Genomic DNA, 24,029 nt, shown 5'->3' with positions numbered 1-24,029 from the left:
CGGTTTGCGAAGCGCGCTCTTGAGGTGTAAAGGGGAAGCCCATTTGCCTAGCCTTGTTGCGTTGGCGCCGCTTGCTCTGCAACCGCTAGCCAAGCAGATATGATCATTTCACAGAATGTGACCGTCAAGCCGACGGTTATCGATCGTCATTGACTCGACTAGGGCATCGATCTGTGCCTTGGTGGTGCCCGGCGTGATAACCAGGTGGCTTACGTCCTGCGTCACGATCTGCCATTTGATCCTAACGTACTCTTCGACAGGAGGAAGAACGACAGTGAGCGCGCTGGGATTGCGCCAAGCGCTCATGCCGCGTGCCTTCAACTCGTCGACCGTGTAAGCCGCCAATCCCACACATTGTTCAAACATTCGTTTGATGCCCTCGATACCCAAACTTCGTATCGCATACCAAAGAATGACCGGTGTGTACGCACTCCGCGATCCGCTCAAAGTGGTATCAGAACTCCCAATGTAGTTGGCCGTTTGCAATACTCGCTGGACGTGCTGCTTGCGCGCTAAAACGACCCCGCAAGGGATGGGCGCACCAAAAAATTTGTGACCACTGAGCATTATCGAGTCAGCCCCGTCGAGAAAATCGAAGGGCGTCCTTGGAGTTTGGAACGGCGCATATGGCCCGCACAGCGCCGCGTCGGAATGAATGTAAACCTCTTCAACTCCTACGTCATGTAAGGCTTGGCGAATCTTTTTGATGTCGTCCTTGCCCTCTTTCATCGTGGTTCCAATGTTTGCGACTACAATCGCGGGCCGCTGTCGAGAGCGGATCGCCTGTTGTGCAAGATCCTCATAGGCTATTTCTCCACTAGGCTCTGCCCGCACTACAACGTGTTCAAGACGGAGAAGCCGAATTGCTTTGCTCACACTGTAGTGAGTGTCACGCGAGAAGTAGGCTACAGCATTCGGATACAACTCTCGGCCGAGATACAATCCGTAAGTATTTCCTTCAGTCCCCCCGTTTGTAACATAACCCCAAGTTTCGGAAGGGGGGGCTCGGAATAATCCGGCAAAGAACTCGACGACTTCGCATTCCAAAAGACGAGAGCTAACCCGATAGGTTTCCGGTCCAAATGGATCACCGACATTGTTGCCTGAAAAGTTCATGAAACGCCACAACGACTCGTAACTGAATCCTTTGGCGAAGGGGTAACCAAGAAAAGATTCGTTTGCCGCCTTCATAGCGTCAAACAGATCATCAAGGCGTCTTTGCTGTTGGTGATCAAGCATCAGGAGACCCCTGTGAACATTCAAGTGATCACGCTCTCCGGCGCGTTGGGCTGACGCAGCATCGGGAAGAACGGGGGGGAACTGCCAACCTGGACCTCCGCCAAGACATTCCACCCTAGGCGCTCATAAAGTCGCATCGCATGCGGGCTGGTCGCCTCTAAGTACACGAGCCTCTGCGCGTTATCCGAGAGCCCCGTGGCGTGTCGAAGAAGATGTTCTCCTAGCCCTAATCGCTGATGCATAGGATCGATAGCTACCATGGTTAGATACCAATGCGGCTGATGCGGGTGGTACTTGCCGAATGATTCGAAGACTCTTTCGGTTTCCGAGTGCCTGTGCGTTTGTATGCTCTTGAGAAGAAACTTCATCATGCTGGTGTTGTCGCGCTTTTCGCCTTCTGTCTGCCACAAGATGGCGCCTTTGTCCCCGTCGTTTAGGTATGCGCCGCTCTTACTCGAATATGGATTGCCGCAGTAGTATTCAATGAATCCTTTAAAATGCTGTAGGTACTCTCGCGGTTCGGGATATAGCCACCGCAACAAAGGACACATCGTGAATGCGGTTGTCAGTATCGCGTCGACTCTCGACTGATCCTCCAGATCGACAGTTTTGATCGATGTGGCATCCACGTGATCGGCTTGCATAGTACCTCCTTGCGCTGCCAGCGCCGACTGAGGCCGTACCGATCTGGCGCTTCGAATGCACCGATCGCATCGGCCATAAACCGCGGTAGCAAAAGCCGGGCCAAAGAAATCCAGTGTATCGTCTCACTTCTTGGGTCGTGATGTCGTCTTCGCGACAGGACCGGACATGTTGCACACCAGCGCGGCGTTTTTCCAACACGGATTGATCGTGCGACGCCTTGCAAGACATTGAAGGAAACTTGCCTAGGCCGGCATGCAGTTGCTGTCCGCGAGCCAGCGGTTACGGGGAAACGAAAAGCCTCGGCCGCTTCGACTGATCCGCAACAGCGAGCCGAGAGTTATTTTTCGCACGATGTCGCTCCTCAGAAGCTCGTATCCATCCGGCGAGGCTTTCAGCAACCCATCGTTCTCCTGCTGCCACGGCGCCCTAGCGGATTGCCTGTAAGGCGCAAGAGTCGCACCCTATGATCCTGTTGCCGATGGGCGGATTCGCTGGCGCGGGCAGGATAGCTGCCGAGGCTGGCGATGGTGATAAGGTGGTGCGGGAGTGCCGTCCGCACTTTGTCGTCGCTTAGACGAGCACTTCAGTTGCTGTCAAACGCGAGGGCTGGTGGGGCGTGTGGAGCGGAACGGTTGAGCATCGTCCGCCAGAAGACCCGTCAACTCAAGATGCGATAAAGAGAGCGGCTCGGCGCAACGCTCGGCTCAAACCCAATCGAACGCCTCACGCCCTTGGCGACTCCGAAAGACGTGAAGTCAGAGCCCACACGTGATTCCAGGGGCGCTTACCGAAGTTCTACCGCGCGTTGGTACGAAAATTGCTGTCTCCATTTGCGCCGCCGCGCACGCAATTGCGGCCACAGCCACTGATGCCGACGCGACGCTTGCGCTCGATATCACCTAAAGCGCAAGGAGTGTATTGGATGAAGGCGCTCGTCAAGGCCAAGTCCGAGCCTGGATTATGGCTACGCGAAGAACCCGTGCCCACGATCGGATCGAATGACGTCTTGATAAGAGTCAAGAAGACCGGGATCTGCGGTACCGATATCCATATTTTCAATTGGGACGAGTGGGCTCGTAAAGCAGTGCCCGTGCCGATGGTGGTGGGCCATGAGTTCGCGGGCGAAATAGTTGATCTCGGCGCTGCTGTTCAAGGCCTTGTATGTGGCCAGCGTGTCTCGGGGGAGGGGCATGTAATCACAATGCATGGTCGCGCCGCTCGCAGCGGACGCTTTCATCTTGTCTCGCAACCACAAGGGCTCGGCGTCAACATCCAGGGCGCATTTGCTGAATACGTGAGAATTCCCGCTTTTAATGTCGTGCCGTTGCCCGATGATATTGACGACGAACTAGGTGCTATTCTGGATGCGCTTGGCAACGCAGTCCATACAGCGCTGTCCTTCAACCTCGTGGGCGAGGACGTTCTGATCACCGGGGCAGGGCCAATTGGCATTATGAGCGCTGCTGTGGCGAGACATGTCGGTGCTCGTCATATCGTCATCACTGACGTAAATCCGGAGCGGCTAGAACTGGCGGCCAAAACAACGGACGTCGTGCCCGTTGATGTTTCAACGGAAGATCTGGCGTCTGTTAAGGAGCGGTTGGGTATCAAGGAGGGTTTCGACGTTGGTCTGGAAATGAGCGGTGCGTCCGCGGCCTTCAACGATCTGGTTGAGCATCTCGTAGTAGGCGGGAAGATCGCAATGCTTGGTATTCCCTCGAAGCCGTTTGTAGTTGATTGGACCAAGCTCGTTTTCAAGATGCTCACGGTGAAGGGCATCTATGGCCGAGAGATGTTCGAAACCTGGCACAAGATGCTAGGCATGGTGCAGACCGGCCTCGATGTGCGAACGGTTATTACGCACCGCTTACCGGCTCGAGACTTCCAGCTCGGCTTCGACACAATGCAGAGCGGGCGCTCAGGAAAAATTGTCCTCGACTGGAGCCTGATCGGGCATGAGGCCTGCCGGTGATCGGCTTCACCCGCTGCCGAGCCCTCTCAATTCATGAGACGAGGAATGGCTCCCTTACCGAGCTATAGATCGCCAACTGTGCTGCGCCTCGATCCGCCTTTTTCCGCGCCGCCGACCTTAGCCCGAGCGGGAGACAAATGGCCAGGTGAGCGGCCGCGTCGTGCAGCGCGTGCCGGGCGGTGTAACTCGATCGGTGAGGGGTATTCTGCTTGACGTCGATCGAGAAGGCGATCCGATCGCGGTGCGCTTCATCGATGCCGAGAGCAAAGCCGGCACGGCGAATCTGGTCCTCGTGGAAGCTGGGCGATCCGTCGTTCTCCTGCTCGTTTTCGGGCTATCTGCCTGCGATGCTCTTGAGCACGCTGCGCTGGGATATGCAGCAGGCGAGGCAAGCCGAAGGTTGGCTCAAACGGCACAACGGGCGGCTGACGTTAGTGGCCGTCCCGCCCAGTCTGAAAGCCAAACCGCCCGGCGAACTGGGAGACCATTCCCAAGCCCAGTGATCAAGGAATTCAAGCAGATTCGCTCGTTGACGCCGGCACAAGGGAGTGCAGACGGTTCGATACAGGTGTTTCTCAACCGCTGCTCCAGTTGTCTTGACATGACAGAAGTCAGTCATTATTATGTTGGAAAATAAACAATTATAATATGGTCTTCTCGCGAACTGGGCACGGGCTGACGATTTTGGCCGCCGTGTCGATCCTTTGAGAATGGCTGGGAATAGGGAGGGATGTCCGTGAACAAAATCGATCTTTCAGCAAAGCACGCGGTCGTGACGGGCGGCAGTTCTGGAATTGGTGCCGCGGTGGTGCGCGCGCTCGCTGCCGCGGGAGCTTCGGTGACCGTGATGGCCCGAAAGCGCGATCATTCGGCTGAAGACGCGAGAATGTACGACGACCCGAAGGTCGACTTCGTCGATCTCGACGTCTCCGATAGCAAAGCGGTAACGCGCGTGTTTGCCGAAGTGGCGGCTCGGAAAGGAATCGATATCTCCGTCCTATCCGCAGGTCTCCTGTTGGCCGGAAAGCTGCTCGACACGGACGATGAGGCTTGGCGTCGTACAATGGCCGTCAATCTGGACGGCCTTTTCTACACGACCCGAGAGTCCATTAGGCACATGATGGCGCAAGGGCGTGGCGGCAAGGTCGTATCCATCGGTTCTATTTCCGGTTACCGGGGTAACCAGGGCTTCGCTGCTTACTGTACGTCGAAAGGCGGCGCCCTCAATTTCATGCGCCAAGTCGCCATGGATTACGCAGCGCACGGTATCAACGTGAACGCGGTCGCTCCCGGTTTCATCTACACGCCGATGACCGACATCTACGACAAAGAGACCAAGGCGAAGCTTGCGGCACAGACGCCCGACGGGAAGTGGGGTACGTCGGAGCAAATTGCAGATGCTGTGATGTTTCTCAGCTCGAACTTGGCTGACCACATCCATGGTCAAAGCATTCTAGTCGATGGCGGCTGGACGCTGGGCGTGTTCGCCCAGCCATAGCCGCACGCCGCAAATGAGAAATGCGTCGCCCGTTGAGTCCGCTCCGTCTGCGGAGTTGGCGACGCGCGTCAAAAGCAATGCGTAATCTCAAACCATCCTCGCAACTAAACGGAGCTCTAAAATGAAGAGACGACAGTTTCTCTCCAGTGCTGCCACACTGGGTGTTGCGGCGGTCGCAGGTCTTAACGCGAGCAGTGCACAAAGCCAAAATGCAGCGCCAATTCCAATCGGGTCAGCGCTGCCAATGTCCGGCGCAGCCGCGGGCGACGGTGTCGAGTTCAAGAACGGCCTTCAGTTGGCCGCCGAAGAAATCAATGCGTCGGGCGGAATCCTCGGGCGTCCGGTCGAGATACACATTGAAGATACGCGCGACATGGGGGCTGATCTCGTCGGCCAAGCTATGCAGCGCCTCATTGATCGATACAAAACGCCAGCGATCGTCAACGGCTACAATCTGGGCGCCAACATGGTGGAGCTCGATGTTGCTGCAGACAACGACGTTATCGTGATGCACAACAACACGCAGATTGCACACCAGGAGAAATTCAAGACCGACCCCAAGCGATTCTACGGTGGTTTTCAGACCGACCCGGCAGAATACTGGTATGGGCCTGGCTGTCTCGGGTTTCTCAATTCCCTCGTCGCTTCCGGCCAATGGAAGCCGGCCAACAAGAAAATCGCAATCGTAGCGTCGGCGGTTGAATACTCCATCGTCATCGGCAACGCAATCCGAGACAAGGCGGCCGAACATGGATGGAATGTATCGCTCTATGAAACGGTGCCGTTTCCGACAAACCAATGGGGACCGGTGCTTGCCAAGCTGCGGGAGGATCCACCCGCAGCAATTCTGATAACGCACTTTCTTGCGCAGGATCTCGCTCAGTTCATGACGCAGTTTCTAACGCGTCCGACGCAAAGTTTGATCTACATGCAATACGGTCCTTCGCTGCCAGTATTTCGGGAGATCGGCGGCTCGGCGGTCAACGGCGTCATCTATTCTACGGTCATCGGCGGTCTTCCGGACGAGTTTGCAAGTGGTTTCCGCGACAAATACAAAGCCAAGTTCGGTAAAACGGCGGCGTGGCTCACCGGAGCTCAAACTTACGATGCGCTGTGGATGTATGCAGTGGCGGCTGCCACCGCGGGAGGTCCCGGCAAACCCTCCGATGGTAGCCAAGCGCGCAAAGTTGCTGCCGCACTGCGCAAGCTAGTCTATCGTGGCGTCAGCGGCGCATTCCACTTCGACCCGGCTGGTCAGGTAGCCTTCAGCTATCCCACACAGATCAAGGATCCTTCATTGGGGCTGCCGCACCAGTTCTTGCAGCATCAGGACTATCGCACGGAGCCACGATTGATTGCCCCGGCACTTTACGCAACCGATCCTTTCAAGTTGCCGCCGTGGCTGACCTGAGAGGCGCCGGTCGAAGCCTCGGCCCTTAACCAGAACGTCGCGTCTGTCGCCAACCGGAGAGAGCGGAAGCTATGCAAGACACGCAATCTCTTTTAGTTTGTGAAGGCGTGACGCGACGTTTTGGCTCGCTTGTTGCGGTGGACAATATCTCGATCGCAGTCAAACGAGGCGAGATCCTGGGAATTGGCGGGCCTAATGGAGCCGGCAAGACGACGCTGTTCGATGTCATTACCGGAATAACGCCGGCCAGCGCTGGCCGAATAGTCTTCGACGAGCAAGATATCTCCCGTGTCACGGCCGATCGCATATGCCAACTCGGTGCGGCCCGCACGTTCCAGCTCAATGCCGCATTCGACCATATGACCGTCCGGGAAAACGTAGAGATCGGCGCCTACTTTGGCCGCGAGCGAAGGCTTTTTCCTGGCCTGAAAGTGGGAACAAATACGCGCCGCGCAGCGAGCGAGGCGCTGGAGTTGGTCGGGCTCAGCAGCAAGGCCGGAATGCTTGTTGGTGAGCTTCCTGTGTTCGACCGCAAGCGCCTCATGATCGCCGGTGCTATGGCGACTGCCCCGAAGATGTTGTTTCTGGATGAGCCGGTCGGTGGACTTAACGCGCATGAGATCGATTCCATCATCGATCTGATGCGTAAGCTCAGCGCAGGGGGCTTGACCATCGTGCTCATCGAGCACGTCATGCGCTTCCTGATCGCGCTTTCGAGCCGCGTATTGATCATGCACCATGGCAGTCTGTTGTTCGAAGGTCGTCCTGAACAGGTCGCGGAAGATGACAGAGTCGTCGAGGTCTATCTCGGGCACGGCGCCAAGGATCGTCTGAAACGGTATTTTGCCGGCGGTATTGGGAAAGAGCTATGACACCAGTGCTTGAGCTGAGCTCTGTACGAGCAGGTTACGAGGGGATTGAGGTGCTGCATGGTTTGTCGTTGACCATTGCTGCCGGAGAACTGGTGACCGTTGTTGGTCCCAATGGACATGGCAAGTCCACGTTGCTCCGAGCCATATCGGGCCTGGTTCCGCGACGCGAAGGAGAAATATATCTAGATGGGACTCCGGTTGATCGGCATGTTCACCTGACGGCTGCCCGCGGTATCGCTCACGTGCCGCAGGGCGACATGCTCTTTTCGGGCATGACCGTGCGCGAAAACCTCCTGATGGGAGCCTATCTCTCCCGCGACAGGGCGGAAGTCGCGCGACGGCTCGATGCAGTTTATGCGCTCCTGCCGAAACTTGCGGAGCGGCGTGACCAAAACGTATCGACGCTGTCAGGCGGGGAGCGGCGAATGGTTGGTATCGGGCGCGGCCTGATGATGGACGCGCGGATCATGCTGATTGACGAGCCGTCGCTCGGACTTGCGCCGCTGGTCATCGAACAGATCTATGCGGTGATTGCGGCTCTTGGCCGCGCCGGTCGCACGATCCTGCTCGTCGAAGAGAATCCCGCTCGCGTGGCAGACATCTCCGATCGGCTCTATTTGCTCGATAACGGCGAGTTCGTCTGGTCAGGCCCACCCAACGAGCTGTTGGCGAGCGACGAACTCATCATGGCCTACCTGGGGGGCTGACGCCTTGAATACCTTCTACTCCATTCTGGTCGCAGGTCTGACCGTCGGCGCGCTCTATGCGATTGCGACCATAGGTCTCTCGCTCATATGGGGCGCGCTGGGCGTCCTGAATATGGCTCATGGAGCTCTTCTGACGCTTGGTGGCTACACGGCTTACTACGCAATCTCAGTGAAGGGGCTCCCAGTATGGGCCGGCGTGGCTACCTCGCTCTTGGCGGGGGCAATGGCCGGAGGCCTCCTCTACATTGTAGTGGTGCGCAACGTACTGCGCCAAGACAAGGTGGATTTTGAAACCAACGTGATGATAGCGACCGTTGGAGTTGCAATTGCAGTTGAGAACGGAATCCTGCTGCTGTTCGGTGGTCAGCCTCTCAAGCAGCCAGTATCCATCGACGGATCTGCTTCGTGGAGCGCCCTTGTCGTCCCGTGGCAAAACCTGTCGATATTCGTCGCAGCAATTTTGGCTATGGTGTCGGTTGCGCTGCTCTTGGCACGGACCCGAATGGGGCGAGCGATTCGTGCCACTTCGCAAAGCCGAGACGCTGCGCGCCTGATGGGCGTTGCTGTTGATCGCGTCTACCTTGTGGTCTTGATGCTTTCCGGCTTGATTGCTGCTGGTTGCGGTTTGCTTCTCTCGACGATGACCCAACTGTCGCCCTCGCTTGGCGGTGACCCGATGCTTAAGGCATTTATTATGTGTGTCGTCGCCGGCCTGGGCAACGTGCTCGGTGCGGTGATCGTCTCTTTCGGTCTCGCTCTCCTCGAAGCGTGGACCGAGTATGCGCTGGGCGCGCGTTGGGGATTTCCCATCCTTCTATCCGTAGTCGTCTGCGTCCTCATTTGGCGGCCGACCGGTCTGCTTGGTAACGCTCAGATACGGCGACTTTAGTCGGCCTGCTCCAAACCGGTAACGATACATGACATGGTTGCTCGACAACGAAAATCGAATGGACGCCATCGTTGCCATCGCGCTTGTCGCTATGGCGATCGCTTTGCCCTTCTTGATCGATAGCCGCTATATTCTCGGGCAAGTCATACTAGCGCTGTTCTATGCGTGCATCGCTTCGCAATGGAACTTGGTCTTTGGCTTTGCGGGAATATTCTCATTGGCTCCGATCGCTATCTTTGCGATGGGCGGCTATGCTACAGCAATGCTGTGTTTCTTTTTTGGTTGGTCAGTGTGGGCCGCGCTCATTCCTGCTGCATTGATCGCCGCGGTATTTTCAATATTGCTCGGACTGGCCTGCTTGCGGCTTTCTGGCGTCTATGTCGCCTTGCTAACGCTTGCCGTCACGCAGGTCATGTATCTGCTGATCGTGACGGATGCGGAGTGCTTTGTGAGGGTCGGCAGTGTCTGCCGCCAATTCACCGGTGGCGCAGCCGGCTTCTCCCGGTTCGGAGATCTAGGCACACGGGCGTGGCTGCGGGGCGATTGGATCATCGGCAATTATTTTATTGTTTGCGCACTGCTTGTGGTCACCATGATTGCCACCTGGATGATCTTGAACGGGCCTGCCGGGCTCACGTTCCGGGCGATTCGAGACAATCCGGGTTATGCGGCCGCTCGGGGCATCAACCGCTTCCGGGTGCAGCTTTTAGTATTTGGAATTTCTGCCTTCTTTAGCGGGCTCGCGGGTGGCGTTTACGCTGCGCATTTTCAGGTGATCGGGCCCACCATACTTCAATTGCCCCAGCTAATGTTTATCATTGCGATCGTGGTGATCGGCGGCGTCGGCACGTTTTGGGGACCACTTCTTGGCACTGTTGTCCTGGTTGGCGCGGATGAGTTGATGCGCGAGGCAGGTGAGTTCCGGACTTTCGGTCTCGGAGTCATAATTGCCGGAGCGACAGTACTGATGCCTGGAGGGTTGGCGGGGGCGCTTCACCGGGCTCGTCGGTGGACGGCGACGGCGAAGTTGATGAGAGACAAGGTCAGATGATCGCCGGCTCCGTCGACGAGTTGTCTGTCGACATCAGGGAAGCGCCGTCGCTACTCGAGGAGAGTGGCCCCGGAGATTGCTGACTAAGGGGAGGTCTGGATGCCGGACGATCAACCGATCCTTCTCGCCACGGCGCCCCGAGATAACCATTAATGTTGGATAGGGCAACTATGAGGTTGCAAGTTGATCATTTTATTTCTAGTCACTATGACTGGGGCCAGAGTCCTTCGCGGCGGGTCGTCACAGCCAACTTCCATGCAAAAAAAAGCAACCAGACAGAACAAGATTCGCGCGGCGTTAGACGATGATCCCGCCCTGCGGGTGAACGAACTCGCAAATCTTCTGAAAGTTTCAACCGAAACAATCCGACGCGATTTGTTTGAGCTGGAACAAGCGGGAGCACTCAAACGGACTTATGGCGGAGCCGTTCGCAATCCAGTAGCCGAGCCCGCACTGGTCGAGCGCCTCAAAATCATGATTCATGAACGCCGAGCAATTGCTCGGCTGGCACTAACCATGATCGAGGATTCCGAAAGCCTCCTCATCGGCGGCGGAGCGACCTGTCTGCACTTTGCGACGGCGCTTCGAGGAATTTCCCGCAACCTAGTCGTCGTCACGCCTTGCTATGGCATTGCAGCAGAGTTAGCGGTGAATCCCCTAATTCAGGTGATTATGCTCCCGGGCTATTTCGATGGTCGCGAGGGGCTTGTCCACGGCCCAGACACGCTTGAAGCAATACAACGTTATCGGGTGCCGACGGCCATTCTTGGCGCATCCGGCGTTGATAACAGCGGTCTTAGCGACGCTATGCCAGCAGCTGCCCAAGTATTTGCAGCCATGATTCAGCACGCTTCACGTTCCCTGATTCTTGCCGATCGAAGCAAATTCAATCACCGAGCTCTTTCGCTCGTTAGCGCCTGGAAAAGGGGTCTATATCTAGTCACCGATACCAAACCAGATTCGCGATTATCAGCGACCATCCTGGCAGCCAACGCTGAGATCTCGGTGGTGAATGCACCGGCCTTGTTGGTGGACCAAAACGCCGACTAGCATTCCAAGTTTTCTCAAGTCGCAGCCTCGTTGTGTTGAGGTAGATCTCGGACCGGTCCGGTTCAAACGCCTTTTAGCAAGATGCCTTCTCGCAACGACATGGCGGATGGCCTTTGTTTGCGAGCGCGCCGGCTTCAATCAGGCCTCGCTTGACAATTGACGAAAGTCGGTCAATAAAATGTTGGGTGTCAATCAAAGTTTCCCCTGGAAAGGAAAGTCCACCCAAAAAGGTCACACTCCGCAAACCGTACTTCATCCTAACCGCGCTTGTTCCGCGGAAGACGAGACGATGTATGACGACAAGAAAGTCGGTTTTAGGGAAGTGGACGTTCCGATAGCGCGCCCGTACTCGAACCTATGATGACGTAGCGAAGCGGCAAGAGATCGATATAGCGTTTGTCAGGCCGGCTCGACTGTAGGTTGATGCTGAGAGCTTATGGCTCCCACTTTGGCGGTGGCCTGATCACAGAGGTCCCACTGGGACGTTTCCTCCCTGACTTGGGTTGGGCCACTCCGGAAGGAGTGGCCCATTTTTTAGTGGTATGGTTCAGCCGCTCCATAGTGGCCGGCGTGGCAGGGGAGAAGCCTGTCATCGACATTCATGACGAGGCCACTGAACACAAGCCGGATGTGGTAGCGATGTTCGGTCGCATAGGAGACATGCGGATCGAGCCAACGTTCGCTTGATCTCGAGCTTGTACAACAACTTCACTTCGGTGGGCAGTATTTAGCCCCTTTTTCAGGGCCCGTCGACGGCGCGTTTGGTTTTGATGTATCACCGGCCTACGGAGGCCGGAAGCTCGGCCCTACAGGGCCGAGAGAATCACTCTATCTCTTCGTCTCAATTCGATACGGTACGACACCCCTTTCTGCAGTGCCAACATCAAGAGCTCGTCCGATAGGCGGTAGTGCGCGGTGTCGACAGTCTGTCCGTTCGCAAGCGCGGCAGCCGGGCCCGATAGGATCCGAAGCCTCTACGTCTTCCAGATCGATACCTTTTGAATACACCGTCTGGCTGGCATAAGCGATCTCACAGCCTAGTCCGACCGCGACCGCGCGAGGGCGACTTAGGTACGAGCCGGCAGAAAGGCCAACGGTGCGCGCGATACATAGATAGGTGGTCCCATCAGGCGTGGCTGCGAGCTGCACCAAAATGCGGCCCGGTTGCGAGAACGATTGGTGGACGTTCCAGAGCGGGCAGGGGCCTCCAAAGCGGGCGAATTGGAAGCGCGTGGCACTGCTGCGCTTCAGCACGTTTCCGGCGATGTCGATCTTCAGAAAATAGAACGGAATGCCCGGCGAGGCTCGACGTTGTAAGGTGCTCAAGCGATGGCAAACTTGTTCGAAGCTCGCTCCAAAGCGGCGCTGGAGGCGTTCGACGTCGTATCGCGCGTCCCGCGCGGCGTGAAGGAAGGGCTCATAGGGCATAATGATTGCACCCGCATAGTAGTTGGCGAGAGCGACGCGTGCCAGCGAGGCAGCTTCGTCGTTGCTCAAGCGAGCCTGCCTGACCTGCCGCTCAATGGCTTCCCCTTCCTCAAGGAGACCGATTACATGCGCGATCCAGAACAGGCGGCTCTCCGTCGGCGCATCCTCCGAGAGGAATAGCGTCCGGGAATTGCGATCGAGTCGCCAAATCATGCCCATATCGAGCGCTTCAGGTGCATGCTCTACTTTGATCTGATGCGCATCGCGTAGGTACCTGACAAAGTCTTCGCCGCGGTTTTCGGGACTAAAGCTCCTGGCGGCTGCAAGTCTTTCGGCCGCGCGATCGAGTACATCGAAATGATTTCGCTTCGATTGCACCCAGTCTCGGACCTCATCGTATGGAAAGCGACTCGCAGCTCCCATGTCGTCATGCACGATGAGCGTCTGAAGCGAGCGGTGTTCTTCCTCCAGTGCCAGATAGGCCCGGTAGAGATGCAGGAAGCGCTGTGCGATCTCAGGCGCGACCCGGACGGCAGCGCTGGCCTCCTCTCCCGAAACGGCGGCACCGAACAATGGATCGCTCGCGCTTTCTCGCAATTCATTCGCGAGCCGCAGATCATCATCGTCGGCGAAATAGTTTACGTCCAGGCGGTACAACTCCCCCAATCGCATCAGAAGCTTGCGCGTGATCGGTCTTTGATCCGCCTCGATCTGGCTAAGATAAGCTGGCGAGATTTCGAGTGCGTTGGCTAACGCCGCTTGCGTTGTCCCGCGCTGTTCCCGGAGCCGCCGCAGTCGGTCGCCTGCAAAGATCTTTCGCAACTTCATGGATTTGCAATCTTCGCAAGCTCAAAAGATAAATCAGCAACAATAAGCATTTTTGGCGCTCCCCTTGCGCGGGTGGATTAGCTAAATTGGCATAAATTCAACTAGGGCGCAAAGATGTGGCAGGACCAGTTCCGAGTTTCTCCTTTGCAGCCCCCTATCCCGTCGGGAGAGGTCGCAGGGAAGGTCTCGGCCGATATCATCATCCTCAAGGAGCAGCTTCTGGACACTGACGCCGTGACCACGCTCGGGCAATGGCCCACTGCGAAGTCGCATGCCACGCTCTCCGCTCGCCCGCGTCCGCGCGGCGCAAACATCGTAAGCGACATGCGATGAGCGGCCATCAAGAGCCCCTTCGGGGCAAAGTCAGTCAGGAACAGCAGGTCCGTCGCGACTGGACCCGTACGGAAGCCGAAGCTCTACATGGACTGCCCTTTGCAGACCTGGTCTTTCGAGCCCATAGCATTCATCGCAGCAATTTCGACCCCAACATAGTCGAGCTCGCGAGCCTGCTCAGTATCAAGACCGGCGGGTGTCCCGAAGATTGCGGATATTGCTCCCAAAGCGCGCATTACGACACCGGTCTCAAGGCAACGCGGCTGATGGATCAGGCCGATGTCATCGCCGCCGCGAATCGCGCCAAGGATGCTGGCGCGACCCGCTTCTGCATGGCGGCTGCCTGGCGGAGCCCGAAGGACCCCGATCTCAATCGGGTCTGCGACATGGTCAGTGCGGTGAAGGAACTCGGCATGGAAACATGCGTCACGCTGGGCATGCTGACGCCTGAACAGGCAGAACGGCTCTGCGCCGCTGGACTCGACTTCTACAATCATAATGTCGACACCTCGCCCGAGTTCTACGTCAAGATCATTACCACCCGCACGTTGCAGGACCGTATTGACACGCTGGCGCATGTACGGCGTCACGGCATCAAAGTCTGTTCCGGCGGAATCATCGGGATGGGCGAGCGGGTCGAAGATCGCCTTGGCATGCTCGTGCTCCTCGCCAATCTCCCAGTTCATCCCGAGAGTGTGCCGATCAATCTGTGGAACGAGGTCAACGGAGTTCCAGTCGTGGAAACGGCGGAACGTCCCGACCCGATCGAGGTGGTGAGACTAATTGCAGTCGCTCGCATCTTGATGCCCCGCGCCGTGGTGCGGTTATCCGCCGGTCGTCAATACATGTCGGATGAACTCCAGGCGTTATGCTTCCTGGCGGGCGCGAACTCGATCTTCATCGGTGACGTATTGCTGACTACGAAGAACCCGCAGCGCGAGCACGATGCGAACCTGCTCAGTCGGCTCGGTATCAGCACCCGGGTTAGCTAACCAAGTCAACGTGCAAGTTCACCCAAGACCTGTTGGCATCAGATGCAGATCACTTTGATGAAAGGCAAAATTCATCGTGCCTCGGTGACCGAGGCCGATCTGCACTATCAGGGCTCAATATCGATCGATCGCACGCTTATCGATGCCGGAGGGTTTCTGATCAATGAGCGTGTCGAAATCTACAACATCGACACCGGCGCCCGTTTTGCAACGTATGTGATAGAGGCACCCAGAGGGTCAGGCATTGTAGGCTTGAACGGCGCGGCCGCGCGACTTGCGATCCCCGGCGACAAGGTGATCATCGTAGCGTACGCCTCCTTTGATGAAGACGAAGCGAGGGTGTTCAAACCACATGTCGTACTAGTTGACGAGGAGAATCGATTGCTGCCCAATTTGACCGAACCGTTGGGCGCCTGACAGATGAATCTCACTCCCAACGTCGCCAGCTACGTTAGTGAATTGCGGGCGCTCAAGGACGACAACCGGCTGCGCAGCCTCAATCCACGCGCGGGCTTCGATTTTTCATCAAATGATTATCTCGCTCTGGCGAGCGCGCCGCGCATGAGGACGGCAATCGCCGCCGCGCTGGACGCCGGCAGTCCGATCGGGGCTGGTGGGTCCCGACTCCTGCGGGGAAATTGCGCGGAGCACGAAATTCTCGAATACGAAGCCGCAAGGTTCTTCAGAGCAGACGCAGCGCTGTTTTTCGACGGCGGATACGTCGCCAATTTCGCCGTTCTGACCACGCTGCCTCAGCGGGGCGATCTGGTCGTACTCGATTCCCTCGTGCACGCGAGCACCCGCGAAGGCGTCCGGGCAGGCCGCGCCGAATTCCGCGAAAGCATCCACAACGAATCTCAATCGGTGGAAGACACAATTCGGAGTTGGCGAGCGCTCGGAGGAAAGGGGCGCGTATGGATCGCCGTCGAAAGTCTCTACAGCATGGACGGCGATTTCGCTCCGCTGGACGAGCTCAGCGCCATCGCTGATCGGCTCGATGCGTTCCTGATTGTGGACGAGGCCCATGCCACGGGAGTTTATGGCGAGCAGGGGCGGGGACTGACCGCTCCGTATGAGGAGCGCGAAAATCTGGTGGTCGTTCATACCTGCGGCAAGGCGTTGGGAGCCGCCGGCGCGCTTGTCACAGCAACCGGAGTGCTGCGCGACTTCATGGTCAATCGCTGCCGCCCGTTCATTTTCGCCACAGCACCTTCGCCTTTGATGGCGGTTGCGGTACGGGAAGCGCTATCAATTCTGCAGGAGGAGCCCGACAGGCAGCAGCGCCTGACCAATCTGGTCGATTTTGCGAATCGAGAGATCGAAGCGCGGGGCTGGCGTCCCTCGGGCTCTCAGATCGTGCCGCATATCGTTGGTGACAACGCGCGTGCGATGGCTTTGGCATCCGCACTGCAGTCTCGCGGGTTCGATATCCGCGGAATACGGCCACCAACCGTACCGGCGGGCACCGCGCGCTTGCGGATGTCTCTGACGCTTAACGTAAGCGAAGGCGAAGTTAGTGCGTTGCTCGACGCATTGGCGGAAGAGACGGGAACACGGGTTCGATGACCTGTCAGATCGTGGTGACCGGAACGGATACCAACGTCGGGAAGACAGTATTCTCGGCGGCGCTCGCCAATGCGCTCGGGGCGCTCTATTGGAAACCCGTTCAGGCGGGCCTCAAATGCGAAACGGATTCGAGGGTCGTCATTCGACTAGGTGGACTTTCCGAGGATCGCATCGTTCCTGAACGATGGAGTTTGGGTACGCCGGCTTCGCCGCATCGTGCTGCCGAAATCGACGGTGTTAAAATTGATCCGGAAACACTCCACGTGCCGGATGCCCGAGGACGCCCACTCGTCATCGAAGGAGCCGGCGGATTAATGGTGCCGCTCAATCGCAGCACGCTTTATATCGACACTATTGCCAAGTGGGGGCTGCCGATCGTGCTTTGCGCGCGCACCACGCTCGGTACCATCAATCATTCGCTTCTGTCACTTGAAGCCCTGCGACGCCGAAGACTCGACGTCTTGGGCATCATATTTATCGGGAATGAACATCCCGACAGCGAAGGAATCATCTGTGATATCGGGCGGGCACGCCGCCTAGGCCGACTACCTCACCTCTCTCCGCTCACAAGAGAGACGTTGCAGGCTGCGTTCGCCCGCTCGTTTGATTGCGATGATTTCAAGCCATGATTCCCAAACGCGGGTCGCAGATCTGGCATCCCTTCACGCAACACGCGCTGCAGCAGCAGATGACGAAGGTCGCTCGCGCGAAGGGCGCCTATCTCTATGCGGAGGATGGCCGTCGCATTATCGACGCCATCTCGTCGTGGTGGGTGGTGACTCATGGCCACTGTCATCCAAACATTGTTTGCGCTATTCAGAAACAAGCAGAAAACCTCAACCAGGTTATTTTTGCCGGTCATACTCACGAACCGGCCGAAGAGGTTGCTGCGTTGTTGTTGAAGCTCGCACCTGCCGGGCTCGACTACGTCTTTTTCTCCGATAGCGGCTCCACCAGCGTAGAAGTGGCCCTGAAGATGGCACTTGGCTACTGCGCAATGTCGGTGAGAGGCGCTCGCGCATCGTCGTGATGGAACATTCGTACCATGGCGACACGATCGGAACCATGTCCATTGGAGCGCGCGGTGTGTTCAACGCCGCGTATGAGGCGCTTCTGTTCGACGTTACGGCGCTCCCGTTTCCAGTCGCCGGCCGAGAGCAGGTAACTTTAGATGCGTTCGATGCGGCCTGCCGCGAGCACGATACGGCGGCCCTGGTCGTCGAGCCTCTGGTGTCAGGTGCGGGCGGCATGCGGATGTACCCTGCCTGGGTGCTGAGGGAGATGAAGCGGATCTGCGAAACCTGGGGCGTCCTGCTTATTGCCGATGAAGTCATGACCGGTTGGGGCCGAACAGGAACGCTGTTCGCCTGCTCGCAGGCCGATGTGTCGCCGGACATCGCATGCTATTCGAAAGGCCTCACTGGCGGATCGCTCCCACTCGCGGTCACGCTGTGTAGCGCGGAGCTGTTCGAAGCACATTATTCCAAGGACCGTGCACGAACGTTCTTCCACTCAAGCTCGTATACCGCAAATCCGGTAGCGTGTGCCGCGGCAAAGGCGAGTATTGATCTTTGGCAAACTGATGAGTGCAACGAGCGCGTGGCTTCAGTTTCTTGGATGCAGGAGCGCGAAATGAAGCGGCTCCGGTCCGACGAGCGCTTCGAGAACGTCCGTCGGACTGGAACTATTACGGCGTTTGAATTGAGAGTGCGGGACGCGGGCTATCTCGCGAACGCTGGCCCGAGGCTTGAGGCGTTCTTCAGAAGTCGCAATCTGCTGCTTCGTCCGCTCGGGAACACAATCTATGTCATGCCGCCTTACTGCGTGACCGCAGAAGACCTCGGTCAGATCTATGCCGCAATTCAAGAGGCTCCCGATGCGGTGGGGTAAGGCGTTGTCTGAAGGCCCGTGCAATTGAGCGTTAGGAGCTTAGCGATGACTGTTTCATCACCTGCAAAGCGTAAGTCCGCGTCGGATACTCGTGCTCGGGGGCGCAACCGATGATTTCTGTAATCGAGAAGCTCGAAGCGCAACGTGCCGGCGCAAAGCTCGGCGGCGGGGAGAAGCGCATCGAGGCGCAGCACGCCCGCGGCAAGCTGACCGCGCGCGAGCGCATCGAGCTTCTGCTCGACAAGGGATCGTTCGAGGAGTTCGACATGTTCGTCGAGCACCGCTCCACCGAGTTCGGCATGGAGAAGACCAAGGTGCCCGGCGACGGCGTCGTCACCGGGTGGGGCACCGTCAACGGCCGCAAGACTTTTGTGTTCGCCAAGGATTTTACGGTGTTCGGCGGCTCGCTGTCCGAGACCCATGCGCTGAAAATCACAAAACTGCAGGACATGGCGATGAAGGCGCGGGCGCCCATCATCGGCCTCTACGACGCGGGCGGCGCGCGCATCCAGGAGGGCGTCGCCGCGCTCGCCGGCTATTCCTATGTGTTCCGCCGCAACGTGCTCGCCTCGGGCGTGATTCCGCAGATCTCCGTCATCATGGGCCCGTGCGCCGGCGGTGACGTCTATTCGCCTGCCATGACCGACTTCATCTTCATGGTGAAGAACACCAGCTACATGTTTGTCACCGGCCCCGACGTGGTGAAGACCGTGACCAACGAGGTCGTTACCGCCGAAGAGCTCGGCGGCGCCTCGGTGCACGCCACGCGCTCCTCGATCGCCGACGGCGCCTTCGAGAACGACGTCGAGACGCTGCTGCAGATGCGGCGCCTGATCGACTTTCTGCCATCCAACAACACCGACGGCGTGCCGGAATGGCCGAGCTTCGACGACATCGGCCGCCTCGACATGTCGCTCGACACGCTGATCCCCGACAATCCGAACAAGCCCTACGACATGAAGGAGCTGATCCTGAAGGTCGTGGACGAGGGCGACTTCTTCGAGATCGCGGAGAGCTTTGCCAAGAACATCGTCACCGGCTTTGGCCGCATCGCGGGCCGTACCGTCGGCTTCGTCGCCAACCAGCCGATGGTGCTGGCCGGCGTGCTCGACTCTGATGCGTCACGCAAGGCCGCGCGTTTCGTCCGTTTCTGCGATGCCTTCAACATCCCGATCGTCACCTTCGTCGACGTGCCGGGCTTCCTGCCGGGCACGGCGCAGGAGTATGGCGGCCTGATCAAGCACGGCGCAAAACTGCTGTTCGTCTATTCCCAGTGCACCGTGCCGCTGGTCACCATCATCACCCGCAAGGCCTATGGCGGCGCCTTCGACGTCATGGCGTCCAAGGAAATCGGCGCCGACATGAACTACGCCTGGCCGACCGCCCAGATCGCGGTGATGGGCGCCAAGGGCGCGGTCGAGATCATCTTCCGCTCAGACATCGGCGACCCCGACAAGATCGCCGCCCGCACCAAGGAATACGAAGACCGCTTCCTGTCGCCCTTCATCGCAGCCGAGCGCGGCTACATCGACGACGTCATCATGCCGCACTCGACGCGAAAGCGGATCGCGCGGGCGCTGGCGATGCTGAAGGACAAGAAGGTCGAGATGCCCGCGAAGAAGCACGACAATTTGCCTTTGTGAAAAGCATGTTCAAACGCATTCTGATCGCCAATCGCGGCGAAATCGCCTGCCGGGTCATCAAGACCGCTCGCCGCATGGGAATTCAGACGGTCGCGGTCTATTCCGAGGCCGACCGCGATGCCCTCCATGTCGAGATGGCCGACGAGGCCGTTCTGATCGGTCCGCCGGCTGCCTCCGAGAGCTACCTGGTGATCGAGAAGATCGTCGAGGCCTGCCGCAAGACCGGCGCCGAGGCCGTGCATCCCGGGTACGGCTTCCTGTCCGAGCGTGAGGCGTTTCCGCGCGCGCTGGAGGCGGCCGGCATCGTCTTCATCGGCCCGAACCCGGGCGCAATCGCCGCGATGGGCGACAAGATCGAATCCAAGAAGGCTGCTGCGAAGGCCAAGGTCTCGACCGTGCCGGGCTATCTCGGCGTGATCGAGGACGACAAGCACGCGGTCAAGATCTCCGACGAGATCGGCTATCCCGTGATGATCAAGGCCTCTGCCGGTGGTGGCGGCAAGGGCATGCGCATCGCGCACTCCAAGGCCGAGGTCGCCGAAGGCTTTAACCTCGCCAAGGCCGAGGCCAAGGCCTCGTTCGGCGACGACCGCGTCTTCGTCGAAAAGTTCATCGTCGATCCCCGCCATATCGAGATCCAGGTGCTGGGCGACAAGCACGGCAACGTCATCTATCTCGGCGAGCGCGAGTGCTCGATCCAGCGGCGCAACCAGAAAGTCATCGAGGAGGCGCCGTCGCCGCTGCTCGATGAAGCCACCCGCCGCAAGATGGGCGAGCAGGCGGTCGCGCTGGCCAAGGCCGTGAATTACGACTCCGCCGGCACCGTCGAGTTCGTCGCAGGGCAAGACAAGAGCTTCTTCTTCCTCGAGATGAATACGCGGCTTCAGGTCGAGCATCCCGTCACCGAGCTCGTGACCGGCATCGATCTGGTCGAGCAGATGATCCGCGTCGCCGCGGGCGAGAAGCTCGCGCTCAAGCAGAAGGACGTCACGCTGACCGGCTGGGCCGTGGAATCGCGTCTCTATGCCGAAGATCCGTTCCGCAGTTTCCTGCCGTCGATCGGGCGCCTCGTGAAATATCGCCCGCCCGCTGAAGCGAGCCAGGACGGCATCACCGTGCGCAACGACACCGGCGTGCAGGAGGGCGGCGAGATTTCGATCCATTACGATCCGATGATTGCCAAGCTCGTCACGCATGCGCCGTCGCGCGCCGCGGCAATCGAGGCGCAGTCGACCGCGCTGGACTCCTTCTATGTCGACGGCATCCGCCACAATATCCCGTTCCTCTCGGCGCTGATGCATCATCCGCGTTGGCGCGAGGGCCGGCTCTCGACCGGCTTCATCGCCGAGGAATTCCCCAAGGGCTTTGCGGTGCGCGTGCCGGAAGGGGAGGTCGCGCGTCGGATCGCTGCGGTCGGCGCCGCCATTGATCACGTGCTCGGCGAACGCAAACGGCAGATCTCGGGCCAGGTGGGCGGCCGGATCGTGCAGCGCGAGCGGCGCCGCGCGGTGTGGCTGGACCGCCAGGAGATATTGCTCGAGGTCGCACGCGAGGGTGAGGCAATCGGAGTGCGCTTCGTCGGTGCCGACGGCACAGTCGGCAGCGCGCATCTGTTGCAATCGCCGTGGAAGCCCGGCGATCCGGTCTGGCAAGGTACTATCGACGGGCAGGTCATCGCGGTGCAGGCGCGCCCGATCGCCAACGGCATCCGCCTCGCGCATCGGGGCGTCGAGGTGCCGGTCTATGTCTGGACCGAAGCGGAAGCCGCCTCGGCGGAGCTGATGCCGGTGACGACGGCCTCCGACACCGGCAAGAAGCTGCTCTGTCCGATGCCCGGGCTCATCGTCTCGATCGCTGTGACCGAGGGCCAGGAGGTCAAGGCCGGCGAGACGCTGGCGGTGGTGGAGGCCATGAAGATGCAGAACGTGCTCCGTGCCGAGCAGGACGGAACCGTGAAGAAGATCCACGCCAGCGCCGGTGCGACGCTCGCGGTGGATGTGCTGATTTTGGAGTTCGCCTGAGCATGGCACCCGCAAGGTTTGCCTGCAGCACGTAAGGCCCGAATTCTGGGCAGCTCCAGCCCATTTGTGACTAGGACAGGTCGAATGGAAGACGAAAGGCTACAATTGGCATCCGACTTTGCACCTGCTTCGCGTGAAGATTGGCGCAGGCTGGTTGACGAAGCGCTGAAGGGAGCGCCCTTTGAAAAGCTCATAGGCAGGACATACAACGGGCTAAGGATCGAACCGGTTTACCGGCGCTCGAAGAATATTGCGCCGATTCACGGACGAGCTCCTGCCGTGCCATGGCAGATCATGCAGCGAATCGATCATTCGGATGCTGCGGCCGCGAATGCCCAGGCACTCGCAGACCTCGAGAATGGCGCAAAGGGACTCGCTCTCGTGTTTGCCGGCGGCAGTGGCAGCCACGGTCTCGGCCTCGAATCGACCGCCGACGCCGTCGCCAAGGTCTTGCAGGGCGTTCACCTCGACACTGGCATCAGCATCGAATTGCAAGTAGGCCCGCAGTCGCGGACGGCGGCGATCCATATTGCCGAGTACGTCGAGGCAAAGGGCCTCGATCCCGCGGCCTGCGACATTCGTTTCGGCCTCGACCCGCTCGCCGTCTGCGCGACGTGGGGCTATAGCCCATACGCTTGGGAAGAGATCGTTCCCGCCGTGACCAGCGGCATCAAGAGATTGGCCGGGCTTGGCTTCAAGGGCCCGTTTTCCTCCGCCGACGGTCGTGTGATTCATGACGCCGGCGGTTCGGAGGTGCAGGAGCTCGCCTTTGTGCTCGCCTGTGGCATTGCTTACTTACGCGCGATCGAAGGCGCCGGCATCCCGCTGGAACAGGCGCAGGGCATGATCTATACGCGGCTTGCGGCCGATGCCGACCAGTTCTTGACTATGGCCAAATTCCGTGCGCTGCGGCTATTGTGGGCGCGCATCGAGCAGGCCTCCGGGTTAGCACCAAAGCCGCTGTTCATCGCTGCCGACACAGCCTGGCGGATGCTGACCCAGCGCGATCCCTATGTGAACATGATGCGCGCGACCGTGGCGACCTTCGCTGCGGGCCTCGCCGGCGCCAACGCCATCACCGTGTTGCCGCACACGCTCGCGCTCGGGCTGCCCGATCCGTTCGCCCGACGCGTGGCGCGCAATACGCAGCTCCTGCTGCTCGAGGAAAGCAACCTCGCCAAGGTGGCCGATCCGGCCGCGGGCTCCGGCGGCATCGAGGCACTGACATCAGAGCTGTGCGAACCTGCCTGGGCACTGTTCCAGGAGACTGAGAAGGCCGGCGGGTTGTTCGCCGCGCTTCGCAATGGCTTGATCCAGGATAAGGTAACAGCTACCCGCGCGGTCCGCGAGACCAACATCGCACAGCGCCGCGACGTGCTGACCGGCGTGAGCGAGTTCCCGAATCTGCAGGAAGGAGAGACGAAGGTGCTGGATGTAAGGCCGGTGGTCCTTCCGTCCGTTGGCGAGCAGAAGTACATGTTTGGGGCACTGACGCCGATCCGGCTTGCGGAATCATTCGAAGCGCTGCGCGACGAGTCGGATGCAGCATTGAAGGTACACGGTACACGGCCAAGAGTGTTCCTCGCCAATCTCGGTACGCCCGCCGATTTCACAGCCCGCGCGGCCTTTGCGAGGAGCTTCTTCGAAGCCGGTGGAATCGAGGCCGTCGACAGCGTGGGCGTTGCGGACCCAGCCACGCTCGCCGCCGCATTCAAGTCCTCTGACGCCGAACTCGCCTGCCTTTGTTCCAGCGACAAGGTCTATACAGAGAACGCCGAAGCCTCCGCTCGAGCACTCGACGAAGCCGGCGCGAGGCATATTTATCTGGCAGGACACCCCCCTGAATCCGAGACCGCGTTTAGGACGGCGGGCATTGGCACCTTCATTAATGTCGGGTCTGACACATTGGCGATTCTGAAGGCAGCTTATTGCTGGATCCAGCAATCCACAGATCGCTCTCTGATGCCCCGCGACCCTTCGTAAACAGGCAGATG

Annotated in this window: 19 protein-coding genes and 1 pseudogene; 17 read left to right on the top strand and 3 right to left on the bottom strand. The window is 58.9% G+C overall.

Going from position 1 to position 24,029, the window contains the following annotated elements; genetic code table 11:
• Positions 1-108 precede the first annotated feature (108 nt).
• A complete protein-coding gene (locus JJE66_RS34660) occupies positions 109-1,239 on the bottom strand; it encodes a histidine decarboxylase (protein ID WP_200520283.1) in 1,131 nt (376 codons plus the stop codon).
• A gap of 20 nt (positions 1,240-1,259) precedes the next feature.
• Positions 1,260-1,883 (bottom strand): N-acetyltransferase, encoded by a 624-nt coding sequence (locus tag JJE66_RS34655; RefSeq protein ID WP_200520282.1) that lies wholly within the window; start codon positions 1,881-1,883, stop codon positions 1,260-1,262.
• 923 nt (positions 1,884-2,806) lie between these two features.
• On the opposite strand from JJE66_RS34655, the gene tdh reads away from it, so the two are divergent.
• The 9 genes from tdh (at position 2,807) to JJE66_RS34610 (ending at position 11,334) form a co-directional block, all read left to right on the top strand.
• Entirely contained in the window at positions 2,807-3,856 is a 1,050-nt protein-coding gene (tdh, locus tag JJE66_RS34650; RefSeq protein ID WP_200520281.1) for an L-threonine 3-dehydrogenase, read from the top strand.
• Positions 3,857-4,001: 145 nt separating this feature from the next.
• Entirely contained in the window at positions 4,002-4,493 is a 492-nt protein-coding gene (locus JJE66_RS34645) for a hypothetical protein (protein ID WP_200520280.1), read from the top strand.
• 99 nt (positions 4,494-4,592) lie between these two features.
• Complete coding sequence (locus JJE66_RS34640) at positions 4,593-5,354, top strand: SDR family NAD(P)-dependent oxidoreductase (protein ID WP_200520279.1); 762 nt, start codon at positions 4,593-4,595, stop codon at positions 5,352-5,354.
• A 121-nt stretch (positions 5,355-5,475) separates the two neighbouring features.
• A complete protein-coding gene (locus JJE66_RS34635; RefSeq protein WP_200520278.1) occupies positions 5,476-6,765 on the top strand; it encodes an ABC transporter substrate-binding protein in 1,290 nt (429 codons plus the stop codon).
• Between the two features lie 71 nt (positions 6,766-6,836).
• Positions 6,837-7,637 (top strand): ABC transporter ATP-binding protein, encoded by an 801-nt coding sequence (locus JJE66_RS34630; RefSeq protein WP_200520277.1) that lies wholly within the window; start codon positions 6,837-6,839, stop codon positions 7,635-7,637.
• Positions 7,634-8,344, top strand: a complete 711-nt coding sequence (locus JJE66_RS34625; protein ID WP_210350098.1) for an ABC transporter ATP-binding protein — start codon at positions 7,634-7,636, stop codon at positions 8,342-8,344. The genes JJE66_RS34630 and JJE66_RS34625 overlap by 4 nt, the downstream gene beginning before the upstream one ends.
• A gap of 4 nt (positions 8,345-8,348) precedes the next feature.
• A complete protein-coding gene (locus JJE66_RS34620) occupies positions 8,349-9,233 on the top strand; it encodes a branched-chain amino acid ABC transporter permease (protein ID WP_200520276.1) in 885 nt (294 codons plus the stop codon).
• A 28-nt stretch (positions 9,234-9,261) separates the two neighbouring features.
• Entirely contained in the window at positions 9,262-10,284 is a 1,023-nt protein-coding gene (locus JJE66_RS34615; protein WP_200520275.1) for a branched-chain amino acid ABC transporter permease, read from the top strand.
• A 255-nt stretch (positions 10,285-10,539) separates the two neighbouring features.
• A complete protein-coding gene (locus tag JJE66_RS34610) occupies positions 10,540-11,334 on the top strand; it encodes a DeoR/GlpR family DNA-binding transcription regulator (protein WP_200520274.1) in 795 nt (264 codons plus the stop codon).
• 828 nt (positions 11,335-12,162) lie between these two features.
• On the opposite strand, the gene JJE66_RS34605 is transcribed toward JJE66_RS34610, so the two are convergent.
• Positions 12,163-13,590, bottom strand: a complete 1,428-nt coding sequence (locus tag JJE66_RS34605; protein ID WP_200520273.1) for a short-chain fatty acyl-CoA regulator family protein — start codon at positions 13,588-13,590, stop codon at positions 12,163-12,165.
• 329 nt (positions 13,591-13,919) lie between these two features.
• Between JJE66_RS34605 and bioB the strand changes: the two genes are divergently transcribed.
• The 8 genes and pseudogenes from bioB (at position 13,920) to JJE66_RS34565 (ending at position 24,018) form a co-directional block, all read left to right on the top strand.
• Positions 13,920-14,915 (top strand): biotin synthase BioB, encoded by a 996-nt coding sequence (gene bioB / locus JJE66_RS34600; RefSeq protein ID WP_200520272.1) that lies wholly within the window; start codon positions 13,920-13,922, stop codon positions 14,913-14,915.
• Positions 14,916-14,957: 42 nt separating this feature from the next.
• Entirely contained in the window at positions 14,958-15,332 is a 375-nt protein-coding gene (gene panD, locus JJE66_RS34595; protein ID WP_200520271.1) for an aspartate 1-decarboxylase, read from the top strand.
• Positions 15,333-15,335: 3 nt separating this feature from the next.
• Positions 15,336-16,481 (top strand): 8-amino-7-oxononanoate synthase, encoded by a 1,146-nt coding sequence (locus JJE66_RS34590; RefSeq protein WP_200520270.1) that lies wholly within the window; start codon positions 15,336-15,338, stop codon positions 16,479-16,481.
• Entirely contained in the window at positions 16,478-17,110 is a 633-nt protein-coding gene (gene bioD, locus JJE66_RS34585; protein ID WP_200520269.1) for a dethiobiotin synthase, read from the top strand. Before JJE66_RS34590 ends, bioD begins: the two co-directional genes overlap by 4 nt.
• A pseudogene (locus JJE66_RS34580) lies at positions 17,107-18,371 on the top strand (adenosylmethionine--8-amino-7-oxononanoate transaminase). The gene bioD and the pseudogene JJE66_RS34580 overlap by 4 nt, the downstream one beginning before the upstream one ends.
• Before the next feature lie 110 nt (positions 18,372-18,481).
• Positions 18,482-20,014: an acyl-CoA carboxylase subunit beta gene (locus tag JJE66_RS34575; RefSeq protein ID WP_200520268.1), complete on the top strand. Its 1,533-nt coding sequence runs from the start codon at positions 18,482-18,484 to the stop codon at positions 20,012-20,014.
• 5 nt (positions 20,015-20,019) lie between these two features.
• A complete protein-coding gene (locus tag JJE66_RS34570) occupies positions 20,020-22,035 on the top strand; it encodes an acetyl/propionyl/methylcrotonyl-CoA carboxylase subunit alpha (protein WP_200520267.1) in 2,016 nt (671 codons plus the stop codon).
• Between the two features lie 84 nt (positions 22,036-22,119).
• A complete protein-coding gene (locus JJE66_RS34565; protein WP_200520389.1) occupies positions 22,120-24,018 on the top strand; it encodes a methylmalonyl-CoA mutase family protein in 1,899 nt (632 codons plus the stop codon).
• Positions 24,019-24,029: the final 11 nt, after the last annotated feature.

Origin of the sequence: Bradyrhizobium diazoefficiens (genome assembly GCF_016612535.1) — a bacterium.
Classification (GTDB): Bacteria; Pseudomonadota; Alphaproteobacteria; order Rhizobiales; family Xanthobacteraceae; genus Bradyrhizobium; species Bradyrhizobium diazoefficiens_C.
Note: the sequence above shows the minus strand (reverse complement) of the source record. Positions and strands in the feature narration are given on the sequence as shown.

Excerpts from the sequence above, each read along its gene's own strand:
- JJE66_RS34660 (WP_200520283.1), bottom strand. The coding sequence starts at position 1,239 with ATGCTTGATCACCAACAGCAAAGACGCCTTGATGATCTGTTTGACGCT.
- JJE66_RS34655 (WP_200520282.1), bottom strand. The coding sequence starts at position 1,883 with ATGCAAGCCGATCACGTGGATGCCACATCGATCAAAACTGTCGATCTG.
- tdh (WP_200520281.1), top strand. The coding sequence starts at position 2,807 with ATGAAGGCGCTCGTCAAGGCCAAGTCCGAGCCTGGATTATGGCTACGC.
- JJE66_RS34635 (WP_200520278.1), top strand. The coding sequence starts at position 5,476 with ATGAAGAGACGACAGTTTCTCTCCAGTGCTGCCACACTGGGTGTTGCG.
- JJE66_RS34630 (WP_200520277.1), top strand. The coding sequence starts at position 6,837 with ATGCAAGACACGCAATCTCTTTTAGTTTGTGAAGGCGTGACGCGACGT.
- JJE66_RS34625 (WP_210350098.1), top strand. The coding sequence starts at position 7,634 with ATGACACCAGTGCTTGAGCTGAGCTCTGTACGAGCAGGTTACGAGGGG.
- JJE66_RS34615 (WP_200520275.1), top strand. The coding sequence starts at position 9,262 with ATGACATGGTTGCTCGACAACGAAAATCGAATGGACGCCATCGTTGCC.
- JJE66_RS34610 (WP_200520274.1), top strand. The coding sequence starts at position 10,540 with ATGCAAAAAAAAGCAACCAGACAGAACAAGATTCGCGCGGCGTTAGAC.
- JJE66_RS34605 (WP_200520273.1), bottom strand. The coding sequence starts at position 13,590 with ATGAAGTTGCGAAAGATCTTTGCAGGCGACCGACTGCGGCGGCTCCGG.
- bioB (WP_200520272.1), top strand. The coding sequence starts at position 13,920 with ATGAGCGGCCATCAAGAGCCCCTTCGGGGCAAAGTCAGTCAGGAACAG.
- panD (WP_200520271.1), top strand. The coding sequence starts at position 14,958 with ATGCAGATCACTTTGATGAAAGGCAAAATTCATCGTGCCTCGGTGACC.
- JJE66_RS34590 (WP_200520270.1), top strand. The coding sequence starts at position 15,336 with ATGAATCTCACTCCCAACGTCGCCAGCTACGTTAGTGAATTGCGGGCG.
- bioD (WP_200520269.1), top strand. The coding sequence starts at position 16,478 with ATGACCTGTCAGATCGTGGTGACCGGAACGGATACCAACGTCGGGAAG.
- JJE66_RS34575 (WP_200520268.1), top strand. The coding sequence starts at position 18,482 with ATGATTTCTGTAATCGAGAAGCTCGAAGCGCAACGTGCCGGCGCAAAG.
- JJE66_RS34570 (WP_200520267.1), top strand. The coding sequence starts at position 20,020 with ATGTTCAAACGCATTCTGATCGCCAATCGCGGCGAAATCGCCTGCCGG.
- JJE66_RS34565 (WP_200520389.1), top strand. The coding sequence starts at position 22,120 with ATGGAAGACGAAAGGCTACAATTGGCATCCGACTTTGCACCTGCTTCG.